The organism is uncultured Modestobacter sp., assembly GCF_947486615.1.
Classification (GTDB): Bacteria; Actinomycetota; Actinomycetes; order Mycobacteriales; family Geodermatophilaceae; genus Modestobacter.
Window position 1 is genome coordinate 30,054 of the sequence record NZ_CANKUD010000008.1, and the last position, 19,543, is coordinate 49,596.

Below are 19,543 nucleotides of genomic sequence, written 5' to 3' on the forward strand. Positions count from 1 at the left end.
CCTCAGGGGTCTGTGCAGGTACGGCCCCGCTCCAGAGGCTCGCGCCGAGCCTGCGAGGCGGGAGGGGGAGCGGGGTCCTTACTGGTTCTGCATGCTGTGCGCTGCCATCTCCAGGTAACCCCACAACGTCGCGTCCTGCTCGGCGGTGAGCCCGAGGGAGTCGACGGCGGCGCGCATGTGGGTGAGCCAGGCGTCCCGGGCCACGCGGTCGACGGCGAAGGGGGCGTGCCGCATCCGCAGGCGCGGGTGCCCCCGCTCCTCGGAGTAGGTGCGTGGCCCGCCCCAGTACTGCTCGAGGAACATCCGCAGCCGGGTCTCCGCGCCGTCCCAGTCGTCGGCCGGGTACATCGGCCGCAGCACCGGGTCCTCCCGGACGGCGGCGTAGAAGTGCGCGACGAGGCTGCGGAAGGTGGGCTCTCCGCCGATCTCCGCGTAGAAGGTGGCCGCGTCGGGCAGCGGCCGGCTCGTCTCGCTCATGCCTGCGATGTTCCCTCAGCGGAGACGTCCGGGGCCACGTGGGCGTCGTCTCCGTGACCCGTCCGGGCGCGGTTGCGGTGCAGCGCCACCAGCGGGACGACGACGGCGACCAGGCCGATCGCGCCGGACAGCGCCACCACGGTGCTCGGCCGCAGCACCTCCGCGCCCAGCCCGGCCAGGACGACACCCAGCCCCTGGACGCCGGCGAGCCCGGCGGCGGCGACCCCGAACGCCCGCCCCCGGAAGGCGCTGGGCACGGCCTGCACGAAGGCCACGTTCAGCGGGATGGAGCAGGCCCCGCCGACCCCGGCCACGAAGAACAGCGCCACGACCGCCACGAACGCGGTGGTGCCGGTGCCCAGCCACAGCGGCACCAGGCCGGCCAGCAGCACGCCGCCCAGGGACAGCGCGACGAGCGGGGCCAGCAGTCGTTCACGGACGTGCGGCGGGCAGAACCGGCCCACCACCAGACCGCCGAGGGCGGTGCCGGCCGGCGCGGCGGCGAGCAGCACGCCGGCCGCGGCGGTGGTGCCCTGCAGCTGCAGGCCCAGCGGGGTGGCGATCCCCTCGGGGGCGTTGACGAAGAGGGCGGCGACCCACAGCACCCCGACGATGGCCAGCAGCCGGGGGGCCGAGGCGAGGAAGCGCACGCCGCTGGCGGTGTCCCGCCAGATCGACCGCACCTCGTCCTCGGCGTCCGCCAGGCCCGGTGCGGGACGTCGCTGCAGCCCCACGGTCAGCCAGACGGCGGAGACGGCGAAGGTGGCGGCGTTGAGCAGCAGCGCCACGGCGGGGGAGAAGTGCAGCAGCAGCGCGCCGCCGAGCAGGAAGCCGATCAGCTGGGCGACCTGGGCGGTCACCCCGGTGAGCGAGGTGGCCACGGCGTAGCGGTCGCCCTCCAGCACATCGGCCATGAGCGCCGAGCGGGCCGCCTCGAACGGTGGCGAGCACAGCGAGACCAGCAGCAGCAGGGCCAGCAGCAGGGGCAGCGGCATGCCCGGTGCGGCCATCGTCGCGACCAGGACGGCGCGGGCCACGTCGCTGCTGATCAGCACCCGGTGCCGGGGCAGCCGGTCGGCCAGCGCGGCGAGCACCGGACCGCCGAGGACCCACGGCAGGTAGCTGATCGCGAAGGTGACCGCGGACAGCAGCGCGGAGTCGGTGCGCTGGTAGACGAGCACGGTCAGCGCGACGCGGGCCAGCTCGTCGCCGATCGTGGACAGCAGGTAGGAGCCGAACAGCGGGCGGAACTCGCGCACCGCGAAGACCTGGCCGAAGGTGGCCGGCCGGCTGCCCGGGCCGGCGGGCCCGGGACGACGGCGGCTCAGCGTGGACCTGCGTCCGAGCCGGCGGCGGCCGACCCCGCGGTGACCGCCTGTGCGCGCTTCATGACGCAGGAGTGTGGCAGGTGGAACTGATCCGGTCGATGACCCCTGGCGACGACGCGCGGCGGTTCGCCGACGTTCCGGAACCGGAGAGTTCGCAGGTGAGGCGCTCGTCCCGCCGGGTCACCCCCAACGTCTCCGGCCGGTCCGGGCGACGCCCGGGTGTGCCGGGTCCGTGGGACCCGGGACCCGGGCGTCGCCCGGTGGACGCCTCACTCGGGGACGGGTGTCATCCCGGTGTAGGCGGCCAGGAACGCCAGCTGGTCGGCGGCGAGCCCGACCGTGCGGCTGACCGCCCGGGCGCCGTGCCCCACCGACAGCTCCCGGCGCAGCACGATCGGGGCGTCGGCGGTGGTGGCGTGCTGGAGTGCCGCGGCCAGCTTGCGGGCGTGCAGCGGGTCGACCCGGGTGTCGGACTCGAAGGTCGTGAACAGCACCGCCGGGTAGTCGGTGTCCTCGACCACCCGGTGGTAGGGGGAGTAGCCGAGCAGCCAGCCCAGCTCGACCGGGTCGGCGGCGGTGCCGTACTCGTCGTTCCAGGTGCGGCCCAACCCGAAGAGCTCGTAGCGGACCATGTCCAGCAACGGGGCGCTGCAGACCACCGCGGCGACCAGGTCGGGGTGCTGGGTGGTCATCGCGCCCACCAGCAGCCCGCCGTTGGAGCCGCCCATCACCGCCAGCTGGGCCGGCGTCGTCCAGCCCTCGGCGATCAGGTGCTCGGCGGCCGCGGCGAAGTCGTCGAACACGTTCTGCTTGCGCTCCCGCATCCCGGCCCGGTGCCACTCCTCCCCGTGCTCGGAGCCGCCGCGCAGGTTCGCCACCACCCACACCCCGCCGGCCGCCACCCAGGACAGCGCCTGCGCGCTGTAGGCCGGGGTGAGCGAGACGTTGAACCCGCCGTACCCGTACAGCACCGTCGGCCGCGGGCTGTCCGGGAGGCCCGAGGGGGAGAGCACGAACAGGTGCACCGGCGTGCCGTCGGCGGAGGTCGCGTGCGCCTCGGTCACCTGCACCGCGGGCACCTCGCCGGCCACCGGGGCCTGCTCGTGCGTCGTCAGGGCGGCCGGGGTCCCGGCGTCCCAGCGCAGCACCGACGGTGGCGTCGAGTGGTCGGTGAACCCGACCCAGGCCGTGCTGCCGCCCTCCGGCGGTGCGCTCACCCCGGTGACGCTGCCCGGAGGCAGGTCGGTCACCTCGGCCAGCCGGCCGCTGCCGTCCCCGGCCCACAGCGACAGCCGGTCGGTGGCGTCCACCGCGTGCACGGCGAGCACCCGCAGGTCGCCGTCCGGGCCGTCGACCAGGGCCACGTCGGAGAGCACCCCGTCGTCGGACTGCGGGACGACCTCCCGCCAGGCCGACGGCGCCCAGCTGGCCGGGTCTGCGGGGTCGGCCACCACCAGCCGGCTGCGCGGGGCGTCCCGGTCGGTGTGCAGCCACAGCCGACCGTCCCGGGCCACCCAGGCCGACGTCTGCGCGTCCACGCCCACCTGGAGCTCGCGGAGCGCGCCGTCCCCGGCCAGGTCGGCCAGCCACACGTCGTCCCGTGGGGCGGTGCCGACCGAGGCGGAGACGACCAGCCAGCGCCCGTCGGCGCTGGTGCGGGCACCGAAGTAGGTGGAGGGGTCGCTGCCCTCGCCGTGCACCAGGACGTCGGTGTCCGGGTCGCTGCCCACCCGGTGCCGCCACACCCGCCGGTGGAACTGCTCCTCACCCGCCGGCACCAGCTCCGGGGCCAGCCGGCGGACGTAGAACAGCTCGTCGCCGCCGGGCAGCCAGCCGACGGGGGAGTAGCGGCACCGGTCGATCGGGCCCTCGAGCACCTCGCCGGTGGCCACGTCGAGCACGAACAGCTGCGACTCCTCGTCGCCGCCGACCGACAGCTGGTAGGCCAGCCGGTCGCCCTCCCAGGAGGGCTGCCAGGCGTCCAGCGTGGTGGTGCCGGCCGGGTCGAGGGTGGTCGGGTCGACCAGCACCCGGACGCTGCCGTCGGGCTCGGTGACCCGCAGGACGGCGTGCTCCTGACCCGGGTCGCGGCGGGTGGAGAAGGCGCGGCCGCGGCGCTCCACCGGGACGCCGACGGCGCCGGCGTGCACCAGCTGGGCCAGCCGGTCGGCGAAGAGCGGCCGGGCCGGGAGGCCGGCGAGCAGCTCGGCGGCGAGCTCGTCCTGGGCGGCGGCCCAGGCGGTGGTGCGCGGGTCGTCGGGGTCCTCCAGCCAGCGGTAGGGGTCGGCGACCGGGTGACCGTGCAGGTCGTCGACCAGGTCCAGGCGGGGGGCGTCGGGGTAGCGCACGAACCGACCGTAGTGGCGACCACCGACGGACCGCTCAGCTCACTCGATGGCCGAGACCGCCGTCCCCAGGGCAGGATGAGGGTGCCCGTGGGCTGTCGAAGCCGTCGGTGGCCACGGGCACTCGGAGGTGTCCCGTGTCGATCACCGCTCTGGGGTCGTCCGCGCCGGGGTCGACCGGTGCGCGGCGCGGCCCTGCCCCCGGTCCGCCCGCGCCCGCCCCGGCGTCGTCCACCACTGCCGCCACCCTGTTGCTCAACGCCACCTACGAGCCGTTGTGCGTGGTCTCCAGCCGCCGCGCGATCGTGCTGGTCCTGGCGGCGAAGGCCGAGGCCGTCGACGTCACCGACGACGAGGTGCACGCCGAGCGGGTGACCGTGGCCGTCCCGATCGTCGTCCGGCTGACCCGCTACGTGCGGGTGCCCTACCCGGTGCAGGTGCCGCTGTCCCGGCGGGCGGTGTTCACCCGCGACGGGTCGACCTGCGTCTACTGCGGCGGCTCGGCGACCAGCATCGACCACGTGGTGCCGCGCAGCCGCGGGGGCACGCACACCTGGGACAACGTGGTGGCGGCCTGTAGGCGGTGCAACCACACCAAGGCCGACCGGTCGCTGGCGGAGATGGGCTGGTCGCTGCCGCACCCGCCCGGGGCGCCCAGCGGGGCGGCCTGGCGACTGCTCGGGCACCGCACGGTCGACCCGAGGTGGCACGAGTGGCTGGGCATGCCGGATTCCGTGAGCGCCTGACCAGGCACTCCACAGCGGCGGCTGCCGCACAGTTCTGCCCACTCATGCGCAGAACTGGCCGCCGCACTGGTGCGGCAGCCGCTGTGACCGGTGGTGCAGTTGGCAACTCCTGAGTCCGTTGCATCGCCCACTCGGCGACATCCACAGACTTGTACCGGCCCATGCGTGGCAGCCGGATAGGTTCCGCGCCAGTGGCGCCACGTGGGCGTCGCCCCCTGCCAGAGAGGCGTCCCTCCTCATGTCATCCCGCCCCGCGTCGCGCGTTCCCGCTCGTCGTCCGTTCGCTCACGCTGGGGTGGTCGCCCTGGCCGCCGTGGCCTCGCTGTGGCTGGGTGCATCGGCTGCCGGTGCCGCGCCGACGAACCCCACGACCACCCTGACGCCGGAGTCGGTGGAGTCCAACCTGCGGCCGTCGCAGAACTACGGCCCGCTGCCGGTGCAGAGCCCGCTCCCCGGCAGCGGGTTCGAGACGATCCCGGTCGCCTGGGGTGGCGCGGTGACCGTCACCCTGCCGCCGCAGGTGGCCCCTGCCGGGCCGACACCCGGCGCCTCCCTGGACCTGGTCGGCGCCGACGGGATCACCCCGACCCGTACGTATTCCACCGGTGCGGCTGCGCCGGCGGACCTGCTGGTGGTCACGGACCTCGGCAGCGGCACCTACCGGATCGACATGCCGGCAGACGACGGTGCCAACGGCCCGACGGGGCGTCTCGCACTGACCGACCTGGCGTCCACGCTGGGGAGCTGGAGCACCTTCGTCGACCCGGCGCTCTGGACCTTGGAGTTCTCGGCGGCGGCGCCGGCTGCCGTGACACTGACCAGCCAGGTCGTGACCTCGTCCGCCGTGGGCTGCCAGTACAGCGATCTCGAGCTCCCCGCCTGCTCCTCGGTCCAGGTGACGGCCGGCACGTCCATGGACGTCGTCCTGCCCGCCTCGTCGCACCTGACCGAGCTCGGCATCCCCGACCTGGGGGTCAGCGACTTCTCCCTGAACGACTTCCTGAGCACCGACCTGATCGAGGGGATGTCCCTCCCGCTCGAGTCGACCCTCTCCGCGGACCGGCGGACGGCCACCATGGAGGTCCCCGACAGCACCGAGCCCGGGCGCTACCTGCTCGTCTCGGTCGCTGGTGACGGCGCAGGGCAGGTGGTCTCCGGCACGTACTCGGTGATCGAGGTCATCGCACCCGCGGTGAACCCGGGACTGCGCTCGGAGACCGGTGGGGACGCCGGCACGCCCGCTCTCCTGCCGATCACCCTCGGTTCGCTCGTCGCACTGGCCGGCGCCGGGGTCGTGGTGCGGTCGCGCCGTTCGGCCGCCCGGGCCTGACGTGCGGCTCCCGGTCCAGTGGACCCCTCGCAGGGCGGCCCTCGCGGGGGCCGCCCTGCTCGGCGTGGTCGCGCTGCTGTTCGCCCTGGTGCTCAACGGCAGCCGCGACGACCCGGCGGTGCGCGCCGCCGCGGTGCCGTCCCCGGTGGCCCCGACCGTCGAACCGACCCCGACCCCGGCCCCGGCGCCCGTCGTGACGGAGCCCGCCCCGGTCGAGGTGCCGGTGGACACGCCGGTGGAGCCGCCGAAGTCCTCGTCGGTGCGGCTGGAGCTGCCGTCCGTGGGCGTCGACGTCGCCGTGCTCCCGCTGACGCCGACGGGTGGGGTGATCGACCCGCCCACCATGGCCGACAGCTACTGGGTGCGGCCCTATGGCGAACCCGGTGCGCAGCCGGACAACACCGTCTACATCGCCGGGCACTCCTGGACCAAGGGCGCGGCGGCGTTCAACCCGCTCATGCCCGGTGACCACGGTGCCGGGGTCTCCACCGGCGACGTGGTGACGGTGGAGACCCCCGACAGCAGCGTCGACTACACGATCACCCGCACCGAGCGGTACAGCAAGGACGCGCTGCCTGGTGCGACCGACGTCTGGACGGTCATGCCGGGCCGACTCGTGCTGATCACCTGCTTCGTCGACGACGACGGCCGCACCACCGACGACAACTTCATCGTCTTCGCCGAGTCCTGACTCAGGTCACCCGGCTGCGCTCGACCGGGTGGCTCTCGTACGACCGGTCCGACAGCACGGTACGCAGCCGGTCCATGGCGTCCCAGACGTCGACGAACCGGGTGTACAGCGGCGCCGGGCCGAGCCGCAGCCGGTCGGGCGTGCGGAAGTCCGGGACGACGCCGCGCTCGATCAGCGCCTGGGTCAGCTGCCAGGCGGCGGGGTGCGCCAGGCTCACGTGCGCGCCGCGGCGGGCGGCGTCCCGCGGGCTGGCGACGGTGACGCCGTGTTCGGCCAGCCAGGCGTCGGCCAGCTCGATCACCAGCCCGGTGAGCGCCTGCGCCTTCGCGGCGATCCGCTCGATCCGTGCCTCCGCGGTCAGCCGCACGCCCACCTCGACCGCGGCCATCGCGAGCACCGGGGGAGTGCCGACGGCGAACCGGTCCACGCCCTCGGCCGGCTCGTAGGCCGGGCCCATGGCGAACTGGTCATGCTGGCCGAACCACCCCCAGATCGGCTGGCGCAGCTGCTCCTGCAGCTCCCGGCGCACGTACAAGAACGCCGGTGCGCCCGGACCGCCGTTGAGGTGCTTGTAGGTGCAGCCGACGGCGAGGTCGGCGCCGGCGGCGGTCAGGTCGGCGGGGACGGCGCCGGCCCCGTGGCTGAGGTCCCAGACCACCAGCGCGCCCGCCTCGCGGGCCAGCCGGGTGACCTCGGCGACGTCGACCAGGGCGCCGGAGCGGTAGGCCACCTGGGACAGCACGACGACCGCGACCCGCTCGTCCAGTGCCCGGGCGAGGACGGCGAGGTCGAGCCCGGTGTCGATGTGCGCCTCGACCTCGCGCACGGTCAGGCCGCGGGAGTCGGCGACCCCGGCGACGATGTAGCGGTCGGTCGGGAAGTCGTCGGCGCAGCAGATCAGGACGTCGCGGCCGGGCCGGGCGTCGACGGCGGCGACCAGCAGCTTGTAGAGGTCGACGCTGGTGGTGTCACTGATCAGCACCTCACCCGGCCGGGCACCGAGCACCCCGGCGGCCAGCTCGTCGCCGATCCTGCGGGACTGCTCCACCCAGTCCCGCCAGGAGCCGACCAGCCCGGTGCCCCACTCCTGCTCGACGACCCGGGCGACCGCGGCCGGGGTCTCCCGCGGCAGCCGGCCCAGGGAGTTGCCGTCCAGGTAGAGCAGCCGGTCGGGGCCGTCGTCGTCCGTGCCGGTGAAGCGGGCGCGGAAGCCGGCCAGCGGGTCGGTGACGTCGGCGGCCAGGGCGGCGTCGCGGGAGAGGTCCACGGGCCGATCCTCTCGCGCGTGCGGGCCGACCCCGTGCCCAGCGGGGCCACGACGGGGCGGAGACGCCGGTGGACCCGAGCTGATCACCCGCTAGCGTCCGGCCGTGACCTCATCGACCGGCACGCAGCTGCACGACCTGACCGCGCTGGAGCAGGCGGCCGCGGTCCGCGGGAAGGAGGTGAGCGCCACCGAGCTGGTCGAGCACTCCCTCGCCCGGATCGAAGCGCTGGACGCCGCCGTCGGCGCCTTCCTCACCGTGACCCCCGAGCGGGCCCGGGCGCAGGCCGCGGCCGCCGACCGGGCGGTGCTCGACAACGCCGACCTGCCCCCGCTGCACGGCGTCCCGACCGCGATCAAGGACCTGGCGAACACCGCCGGGGTGCGCACCACGTTCGGGTCGACCGTGCTGGCCGACTTCGTCCCCGCGGTGGACGACGCCGTGGTCACCGCGCTCGCCGCGGCCGGCACCATCAGCCTGGGCAAGACCAACACCCCGGAGTTCGGCTTCCCCTGCTACACCGACAACGGCCTGGCCGGCCCGGCCCGTTGCCCCTGGGACACCACGCTGCTGGCCGGTGGCTCCAGCGGCGGGGCCGCGGCCGCGGTCGCCGCCGGGATGCTGCCCTTCGCGCACGGCTCGGACGGCGGGGGCTCGATCCGCATCCCGGCCGGCATCAACGGGCTGTTCGGGATCAAGCCCAGCCGCGGCCGGGTGAGCAACGCGCCGCTGGGCAGCGAGACCACCGGGCTGGGCGTGCAGGGCCCGCTGGCCCGGACGGTGCGCGACGCCGCGGCGATGCTGGACGCGATGGCCGGGCCGGTGGTGGGCGACCCGTACTGGGCTCCGCCCCTGCCGGCGGGGGAGACCTTCCTGGGCCACGCCGACCGCGCGCCGGGCCGGCTGCGGATCGGCCGCTACCTGGACTCCGGCATGCCCGGCGCCGACCTCGACCCGGAGGTGCGGGCCGCCTTCGAGGACGCCTCCGCCCTGCTGTCCGACCTCGGGCACGACGTCGAGGACCTGCCGGCCTCACCACTGACCCCGGAGGTCTTCGGTGCCTTCGAGGTGGTCTGGGCGCTCTCGGCGACGACCCTGCCGGTCCCGGCGGCGCAGCTGGGGGAGCTCCGGCCGCTGACCCGGTTCCTCCGCGACCGCGGCCTGGCTCTCTCGGCCCAGGACGCGATGGAGGCGATGTTCCGGCTGCGGGTCTTCTCCCGACGGTTCGTCCAGGCGACCAGCCACCTCGACGTGCTGCTCGCCCCGGTCTGCACCATGCCGCCCCGGCCGGTGGGCTGGTTCGGTGACGACGGGGCCGAGGACTTCGAGCGGCAGAAGCGCTACGCCGCCTTCCCGGCCGTCTACAACGTCACCGGCCAGCCGGCGGTCAGCGTGCCGCTGTGGTGGACGGCGGGCGGGCTGCCGGTCGGCACGATGCTGGTGGGGCGCCCGGCCGACGAGGCGACGCTGATCTCGCTGTCGGCCCAGCTCGAGGAGGCCCGGCCCTGGGCGCACCGACACCCCGCGCTCTGGTGACCGTCCTGCCGGGCCGGTGAGCGGGGCTCCCGGTAGATTGCGGCCATGCCCGTGATCGAGACCGTGCTCATCTACGGCGTCGTCCCGCTGGTGGTGGTGCTGCTGTTCGCGGCGGCGACGCTGATCCCCGGCCGCGGCAAGGACCGGACGCAGTACCGCCCCGGCCAGCCCTGGCAGCACGAAGCCGTCTGGTACGAGCCGCACCCCGACGTCCCCGGCGTGGTCGGTGGCCACGACGACGACCACGGGGCCACCGGGCACGCAGCCCCGGGGCCGGGCGCCACCGCCTCGGCGCTGGCCATCGGCCAGCACCCGCACGGCTCCGAGTACAGCCATGATGCGACCCGGCGCACCGCCGCCGGTGGCGCCCGCGGGACCTGGTGAACCGACGATGAGCACCTCCGCCGCCCAGCTCCCGCCATCCTCCGGAGACACGCCCCCGATGACCCAGCAGCTCAACCGGCAGCCGGCCGCCGACCAGTACGGGCCCAGCGCGACACAGGAGACCGGCAACAGCTCGGTCATGGAGCCCGGCTCCGGGCCGTTCAGCTACCGGGACCTCGCCCGGCTCGACGAGGCGCTGACCATGTCCTCCCGGGAGACCGGGCTGCGGTTCACCCTCTACGTGGGCGAACTGGGCACCGACACCCGGGCCACCGCCGAGGACCTGCACAGCAGGTCCGGTGGGGACACCGCCAACAGCGTGCTCGTCGCCCTGTCGCCCGGCCAGCGGGTGCTGGAGATCGTCACCGGTGCGACCGCCGCACGCCGGCTGCCCGACCGGGCCTGCGCGCTCGCCGTCCTGTCGATGACCAGCCGGCTCGGCTCCGGTGACCTCGTCGGCGCGATCATCAACGGCCTGCGGCAGATGTCCGACGCGGCCGGCCACCCGGGCCGCCTGGGCGACCACGCGCCGCGGGGCATCGCCACCGGCCACTGACGCCCGCCGACCACGGACGACCCGGCCACCGCCGGGACGCGACGAGGCCCCGTCCCCCGCTGAGGGGACGGGGCCTCGTCGCTGTCCGGCCTCCGTCACGAGCCCGCTCCACTGCCGTGCCTGGAGCCAGCCGCAACCGGCCCCACCGCGAGCCGTGGGGATCGCGGTGGGGCCGGGGGCTCCTCGTTCAGCCGGCGGCGGCGTCCCGGCGACGGGCCCACAGCGCGCGGGCCACGCCGTCCCGGCCCTCGCTCACCAGCCGGCGCAGCGGTGCCGGGGCGGACTCGTCGGCCAGCCAGGCGTCGGCCGCGGCGAGGGTCGCGTCGTCGATGACCTTCGGGAACAGGTACTCCACGGCGTTCTTCGCGATCTCGCCCGGACGCCGGTCCCACAGCCCGCGGATGTCGGCGAAGTACCGGTCCACGTAGGGGGCGGTGAGCTCCTGCTGGGCGGGGTGCCAGAAGCCGGCGACCATCGCCTCGTGGACGGCGTTGGCGATCGACTCGTCGGTGAACGCCCGCTCCCAGGTCTCCGCCTTCGACTCCGCGGTGGGCCGCAGCGCCCGGGCGGTGGCCGTGCGGCGGGCGCCGGTGGCGGTGGCGTCCCGGGCGGCCTCCGCGTCGATCTCCGTGTCGCCGGCGGCGCCCAGCGCCACCAGCCCCTGGAGGAACGCCCACCGTGCGTCGGCGTCGACGGCGAGGCCCTCGACGGTCACCGAGCCGTCGAGCAGGCCGCGCAGCGCAGCCACGTGCTCGTCGGTGCGGGCGGCGGCGGCCAGGGTCCGGGACCACTGCAGCTGCGCGTCGCTGCCCGGCTCCGCGCCGTGCAGGGCCGCCAGTGCCTTGTCACCCAGCAGCGCCCAGCCGGTCGGTGCCCACGCCGGGTCGGCGTAGGACGCCAGCGCGGTCTGCACCCGGGCCAGCAGCGACTGGACGACGCTGATCTCGGTCTCGGCGTCGACGCCGGCCAGCACCAGCTGCACCCAGTCGCGGGCCGCGAGCTCACCGTCGCGGGTCATGTCCCAGGCCGCCGACCAGCACAGCGCCCGGGGGAGCGAGTCCGGGATCGCGCCGATCCGGCTGCGCAGGGTGGCCAGTGACCGCTCGTCGAGCCGCAGCTTGGCGTAGGTGAGGTCGTCGTCGTTGACCAGCACCAGGTCCGCGGCCGGGTGGCCGACCAGCTCGGCGACCTCGGTGCTGGCCCCGTCGACGTCCAGCTCCACCCGGTGGGACCGGGTGAGCCCGTCGGGGCCGTCGCTGTAGAGGCCCACGGCCAGCCGGTGCCGACGCAGCACCGGGTGCGCCGCGACCGCCGTCTGCTCGATGGCGAACGAGGAGTACCGGCCGGAGTCGTCGAGTGAGTAGACCGGGCGCAGGGTGTTGACCTGGCTGGTCTGCAGCCACTGGTCCGACCAGTCCGACAGGTCGCGGCCCGACGCCTCGGACAGCTCGCTGAGCAGGTCGTCGAGGGTGGTGTTGCCGTACTCGTGCTTGCGGAAGTACCGGCGCACCCCGGCGAGGAAGTCCTCCTGCCCGACGTAGGCCACCAGCTGCTTGAGCACCGAGGCGCCCTTGGCGTAGGTGATGCCGTCGAAGTTCACCTCGACCGCGGCGACGTCGACCATGTCGGCCGCGATCGGGTGGGTGGAGGGCAGCTGGTCCTGTGCGTAGGCCCAGCTCTTCTCGGTGTTGGCGAACGTCGTCCAGGCCGTCGTGTACTCGGTGGCCTCGGCCTGGCAGAGCGTGGAGATGTAGGTGGCGAAGGACTCGTTGAGCCACAGGTCGTCCCACCAGCGCATGGTCACCAGGTCGCCGAACCACATGTGCGCCAGCTCGTGGAGGATCGTCTCCGCGCGCCGCTCGTAGCGGGCCCGGCTGGTCTTGGACCGGAAGACGTAGTCCTCCAGGAAGGTCACGCAGCCGGCGTTCTCCATCGCCCCGGCGTTGAACTCGGGCACGAAGAGCTGGTCGTACTTGTCGAACGGGTACGGGTAGTCGAAGACCCGGTGGTAGAAGTCGAACCCGGCCTTGGTGACCGCGAAGATCTCCTCGGGGTCGAGGTGCTGGGCCAGCGACGCCCGGCAGTAGATGCCCAGCGGGATGCCGTCGTGCAGGTCGGTGACCCGGGCGTAGGGGCCGGCGACCAGCGCCACCAGGTAGGTGGAGATCCGCTTGGTGGGGGTGAAGTGCACCAGCTGGGACCCGGCCTCGCCGGCCTCGATGGTGCGGTCGCCGGTGTTGCTGACGACCTGCCAGTCGAAGGGCGCGGTGACGTGCACGGTGAAGGTGGCCTTGAGGTCGGGCTGGTCGAAGCAGGCGAACATCCGCTTGGCCTCGGCCGGCTCGAAGTGCGTGTAGAGGTAGACCTGTGAGTCCTCGGGGTCGACGAACCGGTGCAGGCCCTCCCCGGTGCGGGAGTAGCGGCAGTCGGCGTCGACGACCAGCTCGTTGGACTCGGCCAGGTCCGGCAGGGCGAGGCCGCCCTCCTCGGTGTAGCCGCTGACGTCCAGCTCCACCCCGTTGAGGGTCGCCGACCGCACCCGCTCGGCGACCAGGTCGACGAACGTGTCCGCGCCGGCGGTGCGGGCCTGGAACTGGATGGTGGTGACCGAGCGGAACGTCTCCTCGCCGGGATGGCCCTGGCCGTCGGTCACGTCCAGGAAGAGGTCGTAGCTGGAGACGGCCAGGAGGGCGGCGCGGGCCGCGGCGTCGTCACGAGTCAGATTGGGAACTGCCACGCCCCGGAGCCTCCCATGCGGGGCCGACGGTCTCGTCTGGTGTGGTCGCGACGGGGCCTGGGAACACGCCGGGCACGGCCTGCCTTGCAGGCCCCAGACGACCGGTCGCCGCTCGGACGAGCGCCCGGAGCACCGACGACAGACTGAGGAGCACCCATGACCGAGGCAGTGCAGAGCGCCCCCGTGACGGCCCGCGTCGACTTCTGGTTCGACCCGCTGTGCCCGTGGGCCTGGCTGACCAGCCGCTGGGTGCTGGAGGCGGCGAAGGTGCGCGACATCGACCTGCACTGGCACGTGATGTCGCTGTCGGTGCTCAACCGCGGCCGCGACCTGCCCGAGGAGTACCGGGAGATGATGGCCAAGGCCATCGGCCCGGTGCGGGTCGCCGTCGCCGCGGCCCAGCAGCACGGTGACGCCGTCCTGGGCGACCTCTACACCGCCATGGGCACCCTGCGGCACCACGACGGGCTGGAGATCGAGGACGTCATCGCCCCGGCGCTCGAGCGCGCGGGCCTGCCGGCCGAGCTGGCCCGGGCGGCGTCCTCGACGGAGTACGACGAGGCGCTGGAGAAGAGCCACCACGAGGGCATGGACCCGGTGGGCGACGACGTCGGCACCCCCGTCATGCACATCGACGGCGTGGCCTTCTTCGGCCCGGTGATCAGCAAGGTGCCCACCGGCGAGGACGCCGGCAAGGCCTTCGACGGCGCCGTCCTGCTGGCCAACCTGCCGGACTTCTGGGAGCTCAAGCGCACCCGAACCGCCGGCCCGGACATGTCCTCGGTCCCCGCCGACGCCCTGGAGCTCACCGGCACCCGCTGAGGAAGGACCCCCGTCCTCCTCCACCCTCGCAGGCTCGGGCCGAGCCTCTGGACGGGGGCCGTGCCAGGCCGCGACGGGCGGGGTGCGGCACGATGACCGGGTGCCGCACCCCGTCCGTCAGCGGATCTTCATCACCGGCGCGAGCGCCGGGCTCGGCCAGGGCATGGCCCGGGAGTTCGCCGCCCGGGGCCGCGACCTGGTGCTGGTGGCCCGCCGGCTGGACCGGCTGGCCGAGCTCCGCGAGGAGCTGCTGGGCCGGCACCCGGGCATCCGGGTCGTCATCGGCGAGCTGGACGTCGACGACCCTGAGGCGGTCGCGGCGACCGTCCCCGCGCTCGCCGGAGAACTCGGCGGTGTCGACCGGTTCGTCGCCAACGCCGGGCTGGGCAAGGGCGCGCCCGTCGGCACCGGCGGTGCGAGGCCCAACCGGCAGGTGCTGGTCACCAACGTGCTGGGCACGCATGCCTGCTGCGAGGCGGCCGTGGCGCTGTTCCGTGCCCAGGGCAGCGGTCACCTGGTGGTGATCTCCTCGGTCGCCGGGGTGCGGGGGATGGGCGGCACCCGCACGGCGTACGCCACCTCCAAGGCCGCCGACGCCGTGCTGGCCGAGGGGATCCGCGCCGACCTGCTGGGCGACCGCCGCACCCGCGGGATCCGGGTCAGCACCATCCACCCCGGCTTCATCGAGACCGACATCAACGTCGGCCGCCGCGGGCCGTTCACCGTCGACCTGCAGACCGGCGTCACCGCCCTGACCGCGGCGATCGAGCGCGAGCCGGTGCGGGCCTACGTACCGGAGTGGCCCTGGCGGCCGATCGCCGGTCTGCTGCGCGTGCTGCCCCTGCCGCTGGTCCGCCGGCTGACCTGAGGGGGCGTCAGGACCCTGGCGGTGCGGGGACCGCGTCCGGCACCTGTCCCGGGCCGGCCTCCGCCGGGCGGGGCCGGTCCTGCCGGTGCAGGCGGACCGCCACGAGCGCGACGTCGTCCTCGGGGCGGCCGTGCACCAGCCGTTCGACGACCGCGTCGCACAGTGCACCCAGCGGCAGGTGGGCGAACTCGGCCAGCGCCTCGCGCAGCCGGTCGAGTCCGGCGTCCAGGTCGAGGGGGCCCTCGGGGCCGCGCCGCTCGATCAGTCCGTCGGTGTAGAGGAACACGGTGCTGTCGCGCTCCAGCTCCACGACGTGCTCGGTGCGCGCGGCGGTCGGGTCGACTCCCAGGAGCAGGTCCGGCCGGGGGCCGTCGAGGGTGGTGACGCGGCCGTCGACGTCCAGCAGCAGTGGCGGCGGGTGCCCGGCGTTGGACCAGCGCATCCGGGTGACACCGCACGCCCGTTCGGCGCCGGTCTGCTCGAAGCGGGCGATCGCTGCGGTGGCGATGGTGCCGACGGCCAGCAGGTCCACCGCCCGGTCCAGCCCGGACAGCACCTCGGCGGGTCCGGCGTCGCTGTAGACGGCGATGCCGCGGAGGAGGCTGCGCAGCTGGCCCATGGCGGCCGCCGCCTCGATGTCGTGCCCGACCACGTCCCCGATCACCACCATCGTGGTGCGGCCGGGCTGGATGAACGCGTCGTACCAGTCGCCGCCGACGCGAGCGGCCTGGGCGGCGGGCAGGTACCGGACCACGACCTCGGAGGAGTCGGGCTCGGGTGGGTCGGTGAGCAGGCTGCGCTGCAGGCCCTCGGCGACCTGGCGCTGCTGGGTGAACAGGCGCGCGTTGTCCAGCGCCGTGCCGGCCCGGGAGGCGACGTCGGTGGCGGCGCGCAGCTCCCGGGCGGTCCACGGGGCGGAGCCGACGTCCCGGAAGAGGCTGAGCAGGCCCACCGTGCGGCCACCGGCCAGCAGCGGGACGGCGGCGACGCTGCCCGGCCGCAGGCCGGCCAGCAGCTGCCGGGCCCGCGGGGTGACCACGAGCTCGGCGACGAACGAGTCGACCTGGTCGGCCCGGCCGTTCCCGAGGACCACCGGCCGCCCGCTGCGGATCGCCCGGCGGGCCGGGGAGTCCGCGGCGAGGGCGCCTGCGCGGGACTCGGCGTACACGTCGGCGGCGTGCTGCAGCTCCGGGCTCCGGTGCACCACGGCGACGTCGGCCAGGGCGCCGCCGGCGGCGTCGTAGGTGCTGACGATGACCCAGTCGGCGAGCCGGGGGACCACCAGCCGGGCCAGCCGGCGGACCCCCTCGTCGACCTCGAGGGTGGTGGTCAGTGCCGCCGAGGTCTCGGTGAGCAGGTCCAGCAGGTCCACCGCCGCGGGGTCCTCGACCGTCGCCGCGGGTGCCCCGGTGCGGCGACGTTCGGCGGTGATGTCGTGGAACTCGACGTCCATGCCGCCGTCGGCCGGGCGCACCGACATCCGGTACCAGCGGTCGTGCGGCGGGTAGAACTGCTCGAAGTCGACCGGCTCCCGGGTGCTCATCGTGTGCCGGTAGGCGCGCTCGACGTCGGTGCCCAGGGTCAGCGGGTGGATCTCCCACTGGGTGCGGCCGATCAGGTCCTCCCGCCGTTCCCCCAGCAGCTCCTCGGCGGCCGCGTTGACGTACACCCAGCGGAAGCCGTGGTCCATGCAGACCAGCGGGATGGCGACGGACTCCGCCCAGGCGCCGGCCCGGCCGGGCTCGGTGAGCGGGTGGGCGATGGCCCGGTGGGGCACGGGCATCCTCCGGATCGGCGGGGCGCGCCCCGCCGCTGCTCGGACCAGGCCCGGAGATCTCATCACGACACCCCCGTGCCGGAGAAGGACCCAGGGTGCTGGTCCTCGCCGGGCTCGCGTCACACCCTCGTCCGGGCGGTCTCCCGGGTGACATCGTCGAAGGGCGGGGGCGTGGCCGGGTCGGACAGCCAGGCCGCCAGCCGGGCCAGCTCGTCGCGCTGGGCGGCCACGAAGTCCGCGTCCACCACGCTGCCGTGCCCCGGGACGACGGGCCCCCGCACCAGCTCGAGCAGTGCGGTGAGCGTCGGCGCCCACTCCAGCGGGTAGGCGTCCTCCATCGCCGGCGGCGAGCCCTCCTCGACCAGGTCACCGGCGAACACGACGTCGTCCACGGCCACCACCAGGTCGGCACCGGTGTGCCCGCGACCGAGGTGGCGCAACGTGACCGCCCGGCCGCCCACGTCGAGGACGGCGACGTCGTCGACGAGGCGGTCGGGTGGGTCGATCGGCGCGGTGGCGACGAGCTCGGCGGCCGGGTCGCCGTCCTCCCGAAGACCGGTGACGACCGAGGCGCGCTGCTGCTCCCCGGTGGCCTCGAGCTCCGCGGCGCACGACCGGTGCCCCCAGACGTCGGCCGGGCGGAAGGCGGCGTTGCCGAAGCAGTGGTCGAAGTGCGCGTGGGTGTTCACCACCGCCCACGGGTGCGGGGTGATCGACCGGACCGCCTCGGCCAACGCCCGGCCCTCGCCCAGGTGCGAGCGGGTGTCGACCACCAGGCAGCCCCCGTCGCCGACCACCAGGCCGCAGTTGAGATCCAGCTCCCGGTGCCGGCGGACGAACACCCGGTCGCCGACCTCCCGCCAGCCCGCGGTCACCAGCAGATCCGCATCGGCCGGCCGCGCGAGTCCGTCGTCCCGTCGCCCACGCACTCGGCGGTGCCCTCCGCCAGCCGCCGGGCCGACCAGGCGGCGGCGCAGGCGTCCAGCGCGTCGACCAGCGGGACGCCGGCGGGGGCCCCGGCGAGCGCGTCCTCGACGTCCATCACCGCGCGCAGCGCCCGCAGCCGCTGGACGCTGCCGCGGGCGGTGCCCTTCCGGTCGGTGACCCCACCCAGGCCGCGGCGGAACGCCAGCTCGGGGTGGACCTCGACCACCCGCCCGGTCGGCGGGTCGCCGAGGACGTCGTCCAGGTCCCGGATCGCCGCGGCCAGCATGAAGGTCTGTGCCGACGGGGCCCGTCCGTGGGCGGCGGCGCGGCTCAGCTCCCGGGCCTCGGCGTAGTCGGCGGCGGCGAGGACGGCGCGCACCGGGGCCGGGAACACCGAGCTCGCCGCCCCGCTGGGCCGCAGCAGGTTGCGGGCGGTCACGTCGCAGGCGCGGACGCCGTCCTCGGACAGCCCGATCGGCATGTCGATCGCCACCACCTCGACGCCGGGGACGGCGAGCACCGCGGCGGCGTCGGCCAGCACCTGCAGCCGCACCGACCGGCCGTCGAGCAGCGCGCCGACCCACTGGCCCCGCCAGCCGTCGACCCCGAGCACCGCCACCCGGCCAGCCTGCCAGCAGTGCTGCGATGATCGGCACCATGCGCGTCTTCCTCGGCACCGACCACGCCGGTCTCGAACTGAAGTCCCACCTGATGCAGGTGCTCGCGGACGAGGGCTTCGAGCCCGTCGACTGCGGCGCCTTCGAGTACGACCCGCAGGACGACTACCCGCCGTTCTGCTTCGAGGTGGGGGAGCGGGTGGTCACCGAGCCCGGCAGCCTCGGCATCGTCATCGGCGGCTCGGGCAACGGTGAGCAGATCGCCGCGAACAAGGTGCCCGGCGTCCGGGCTGCGCTGATCTGGAACGAGTCCACCGCGCAGCTGGCCCGCCAGCACAACGACGCCAACATCGCCGCGGTGGGCAACCGGCAGCACACGGTCGAAGAAGCCACCGCGCTGGTGCTGACCTACCTGCGCGAGCCGTTCAGCGGCGAGGAGCGGCACGCCCGCCGGATCGCCCTGCTGGCCGACTACGAGCGCGACCGGCACCGCCCGGCCGGCGGGCTGCCCACCCGCACCCCGTGAGCCCGCGCCGGTGACCGGGGACGACCTGCGGGCCGCCGGCGTCGCGGTCCAGCAGCTCCTCGCCCGGGTGCCCGACGGTTCGGCGGCGGTGCCGACGCTGGGCACCGACGTCCTCGGGGTCGCCGCGCACATCACCTCGTGCCTGACCTGGTACGCCCAGGACCTGGTCGCCGGTCCGGTGGAGGTGAGCGCGTTCGACGTGGTCCGCCGGCCCGACGCCGACCTGGCCGAGACCTGCCTGCAGCTGGCCGCGGCGACCGAGGTGCTGGCCCGGGTGGTCGACGCCGCCGGACCGGAGGAGCGCGGCGCGCACGAGTGGGGCCTCGCCGACGCCGCCGGGTTCGCCGGGATGGGCTGCGCCGAGCTGCTGCTGCACACCGGTGACGTGGCGATGGACCGCGGGCTGGACTGGACGCCGCCGTCCCGGCTGGCCGAGGCGACCCGGGCCCGGCTCTTCCCGTGGGCGCCGGCGGAGCCCGACCCGTGGGCCGCACTCTTGTGGGCGACCGGCCGCGGCGACGTCCCGGGCCGCGAGCCGGTCACCTCCTGGCGCTGGCACTGCGCCCCGCTCGACGAGTGGGACGGCACCCAGCCCAGCTAGCTCCTCCCAC

At 74.9% G+C, this 19,543-nt stretch carries 18 protein-coding genes; 10 read left to right on the plus strand and 8 right to left on the minus strand.

Annotated elements, in window-relative coordinates; genetic code table 11:
* Positions 1 to 78: 78 nt before the first annotated feature.
* The 3 genes from Q1A09_RS15120 to Q1A09_RS15130 all read right to left on the minus strand — a co-directional run bounded on the left by Q1A09_RS15120 (position 79) and on the right by Q1A09_RS15130 (position 4,153).
* Entirely contained in the window at positions 79 to 477 is a 399-nt protein-coding gene (locus Q1A09_RS15120) for a globin (protein WP_299956409.1), read from the minus strand.
* A complete protein-coding gene (locus tag Q1A09_RS15125; protein ID WP_299956412.1) occupies positions 474 to 1,736 on the minus strand; it encodes an MFS transporter in 1,263 nt (420 codons plus the stop codon). The genes Q1A09_RS15120 and Q1A09_RS15125 overlap by 4 nt, the downstream gene beginning before the upstream one ends.
* Positions 1,737 to 2,074: 338 nt before the next feature.
* Positions 2,075 to 4,153 carry a prolyl oligopeptidase family protein gene (locus tag Q1A09_RS15130; RefSeq protein WP_299956415.1) on the minus strand — a complete coding sequence of 693 codons (2,079 nt, stop codon included), beginning with the start codon at positions 4,151 to 4,153 and terminating at the stop codon, positions 2,075 to 2,077.
* A gap of 245 nt (positions 4,154 to 4,398) precedes the next feature.
* On the opposite strand from Q1A09_RS15130, the gene Q1A09_RS15135 reads away from it, so the two are divergent.
* From Q1A09_RS15135 to Q1A09_RS15145, 3 genes are all read left to right on the plus strand, one after another.
* Positions 4,399 to 4,896: an HNH endonuclease gene (locus tag Q1A09_RS15135; RefSeq protein WP_299956925.1), complete on the plus strand. Its 498-nt coding sequence runs from the start codon at positions 4,399 to 4,401 to the stop codon at positions 4,894 to 4,896.
* A 295-nt stretch (positions 4,897 to 5,191) separates the two neighbouring features.
* Complete coding sequence (locus Q1A09_RS15140) at positions 5,192 to 6,226, plus strand: hypothetical protein (RefSeq protein ID WP_299956418.1); 1,035 nt, start codon at positions 5,192 to 5,194, stop codon at positions 6,224 to 6,226.
* Between the two features lie 64 nt (positions 6,227 to 6,290).
* On the plus strand, positions 6,291 to 6,917 hold the full coding sequence (locus Q1A09_RS15145; RefSeq protein WP_299956421.1) for a class F sortase: 627 nt from the start codon (positions 6,291 to 6,293) through the stop codon (positions 6,915 to 6,917).
* Between the two features lies 1 nt (position 6,918).
* Here the strand turns inward: Q1A09_RS15145 and kynU are convergent, their stop codons facing one another.
* Positions 6,919 to 8,184 (minus strand): kynureninase, encoded by a 1,266-nt coding sequence (gene kynU / locus Q1A09_RS15150; protein ID WP_299956426.1) that lies wholly within the window; start codon positions 8,182 to 8,184, stop codon positions 6,919 to 6,921.
* Between the two features lie 103 nt (positions 8,185 to 8,287).
* Here kynU and Q1A09_RS15155 point away from each other — a divergent pair, with 103 nt between their 5' ends.
* From Q1A09_RS15155 to Q1A09_RS15165, 3 genes are read left to right on the plus strand one after another with little or no spacing between them, the layout of a single operon-like run.
* Positions 8,288 to 9,718, plus strand: coding sequence for an amidase (locus tag Q1A09_RS15155; protein WP_299956429.1), 1,431 nt, complete (start codon positions 8,288 to 8,290; stop codon positions 9,716 to 9,718).
* Between the two features lie 45 nt (positions 9,719 to 9,763).
* Positions 9,764 to 10,102 carry a hypothetical protein gene (locus Q1A09_RS15160; protein ID WP_299956432.1) on the plus strand — a complete coding sequence of 113 codons (339 nt, stop codon included), beginning with the start codon at positions 9,764 to 9,766 and terminating at the stop codon, positions 10,100 to 10,102.
* Between the two features lie 58 nt (positions 10,103 to 10,160).
* Entirely contained in the window at positions 10,161 to 10,658 is a 498-nt protein-coding gene (locus Q1A09_RS15165) for a DUF5130 family protein (protein ID WP_299956434.1), read from the plus strand.
* A gap of 187 nt (positions 10,659 to 10,845) precedes the next feature.
* Here Q1A09_RS15165 and pepN read toward each other — a convergent pair whose 3' ends face one another.
* On the minus strand, positions 10,846 to 13,395 hold the full coding sequence (pepN, locus tag Q1A09_RS15170; RefSeq protein ID WP_299956437.1) for an aminopeptidase N: 2,550 nt from the start codon (positions 13,393 to 13,395) through the stop codon (positions 10,846 to 10,848).
* A gap of 156 nt (positions 13,396 to 13,551) precedes the next feature.
* On the opposite strand from pepN, the gene Q1A09_RS15175 reads away from it, so the two are divergent.
* Entirely contained in the window at positions 13,552 to 14,217 is a 666-nt protein-coding gene (locus Q1A09_RS15175) for a DsbA family protein (RefSeq protein WP_299956440.1), read from the plus strand.
* Between the two features lie 100 nt (positions 14,218 to 14,317).
* Positions 14,318 to 15,085 carry an SDR family oxidoreductase gene (locus Q1A09_RS15180; protein ID WP_299956443.1) on the plus strand — a complete coding sequence of 256 codons (768 nt, stop codon included), beginning with the start codon at positions 14,318 to 14,320 and terminating at the stop codon, positions 15,083 to 15,085.
* A gap of 7 nt (positions 15,086 to 15,092) precedes the next feature.
* On the opposite strand, the gene Q1A09_RS15185 is transcribed toward Q1A09_RS15180, so the two are convergent.
* From Q1A09_RS15185 to Q1A09_RS15195, 3 genes are all read right to left on the minus strand, one after another.
* Entirely contained in the window at positions 15,093 to 16,868 is a 1,776-nt protein-coding gene (locus tag Q1A09_RS15185) for a SpoIIE family protein phosphatase (RefSeq protein ID WP_299956445.1), read from the minus strand.
* Between the two features lie 113 nt (positions 16,869 to 16,981).
* A complete protein-coding gene (locus Q1A09_RS15190; RefSeq protein WP_299956448.1) occupies positions 16,982 to 17,737 on the minus strand; it encodes an MBL fold metallo-hydrolase in 756 nt (251 codons plus the stop codon).
* The gene (locus Q1A09_RS15195; protein WP_299956451.1) at positions 17,734 to 18,408 is read right to left on the minus strand and encodes a DUF429 domain-containing protein; all 675 of its coding nucleotides are present in this window, start codon (positions 18,406 to 18,408) and stop codon (positions 17,734 to 17,736) included. Before Q1A09_RS15195 ends, Q1A09_RS15190 begins: the two co-directional genes overlap by 4 nt.
* A gap of 38 nt (positions 18,409 to 18,446) precedes the next feature.
* Between Q1A09_RS15195 and Q1A09_RS15200 the strand changes: the two genes are divergently transcribed.
* Positions 18,447 to 18,932: a ribose-5-phosphate isomerase gene (locus tag Q1A09_RS15200; RefSeq protein ID WP_299956927.1), complete on the plus strand. Its 486-nt coding sequence runs from the start codon at positions 18,447 to 18,449 to the stop codon at positions 18,930 to 18,932.
* A 10-nt stretch (positions 18,933 to 18,942) separates the two neighbouring features.
* Positions 18,943 to 19,533 carry a hypothetical protein gene (locus Q1A09_RS15205; RefSeq protein ID WP_299956454.1) on the plus strand — a complete coding sequence of 197 codons (591 nt, stop codon included), beginning with the start codon at positions 18,943 to 18,945 and terminating at the stop codon, positions 19,531 to 19,533.
* The last annotated feature ends 10 nt before the right edge of the window (positions 19,534 to 19,543 follow it).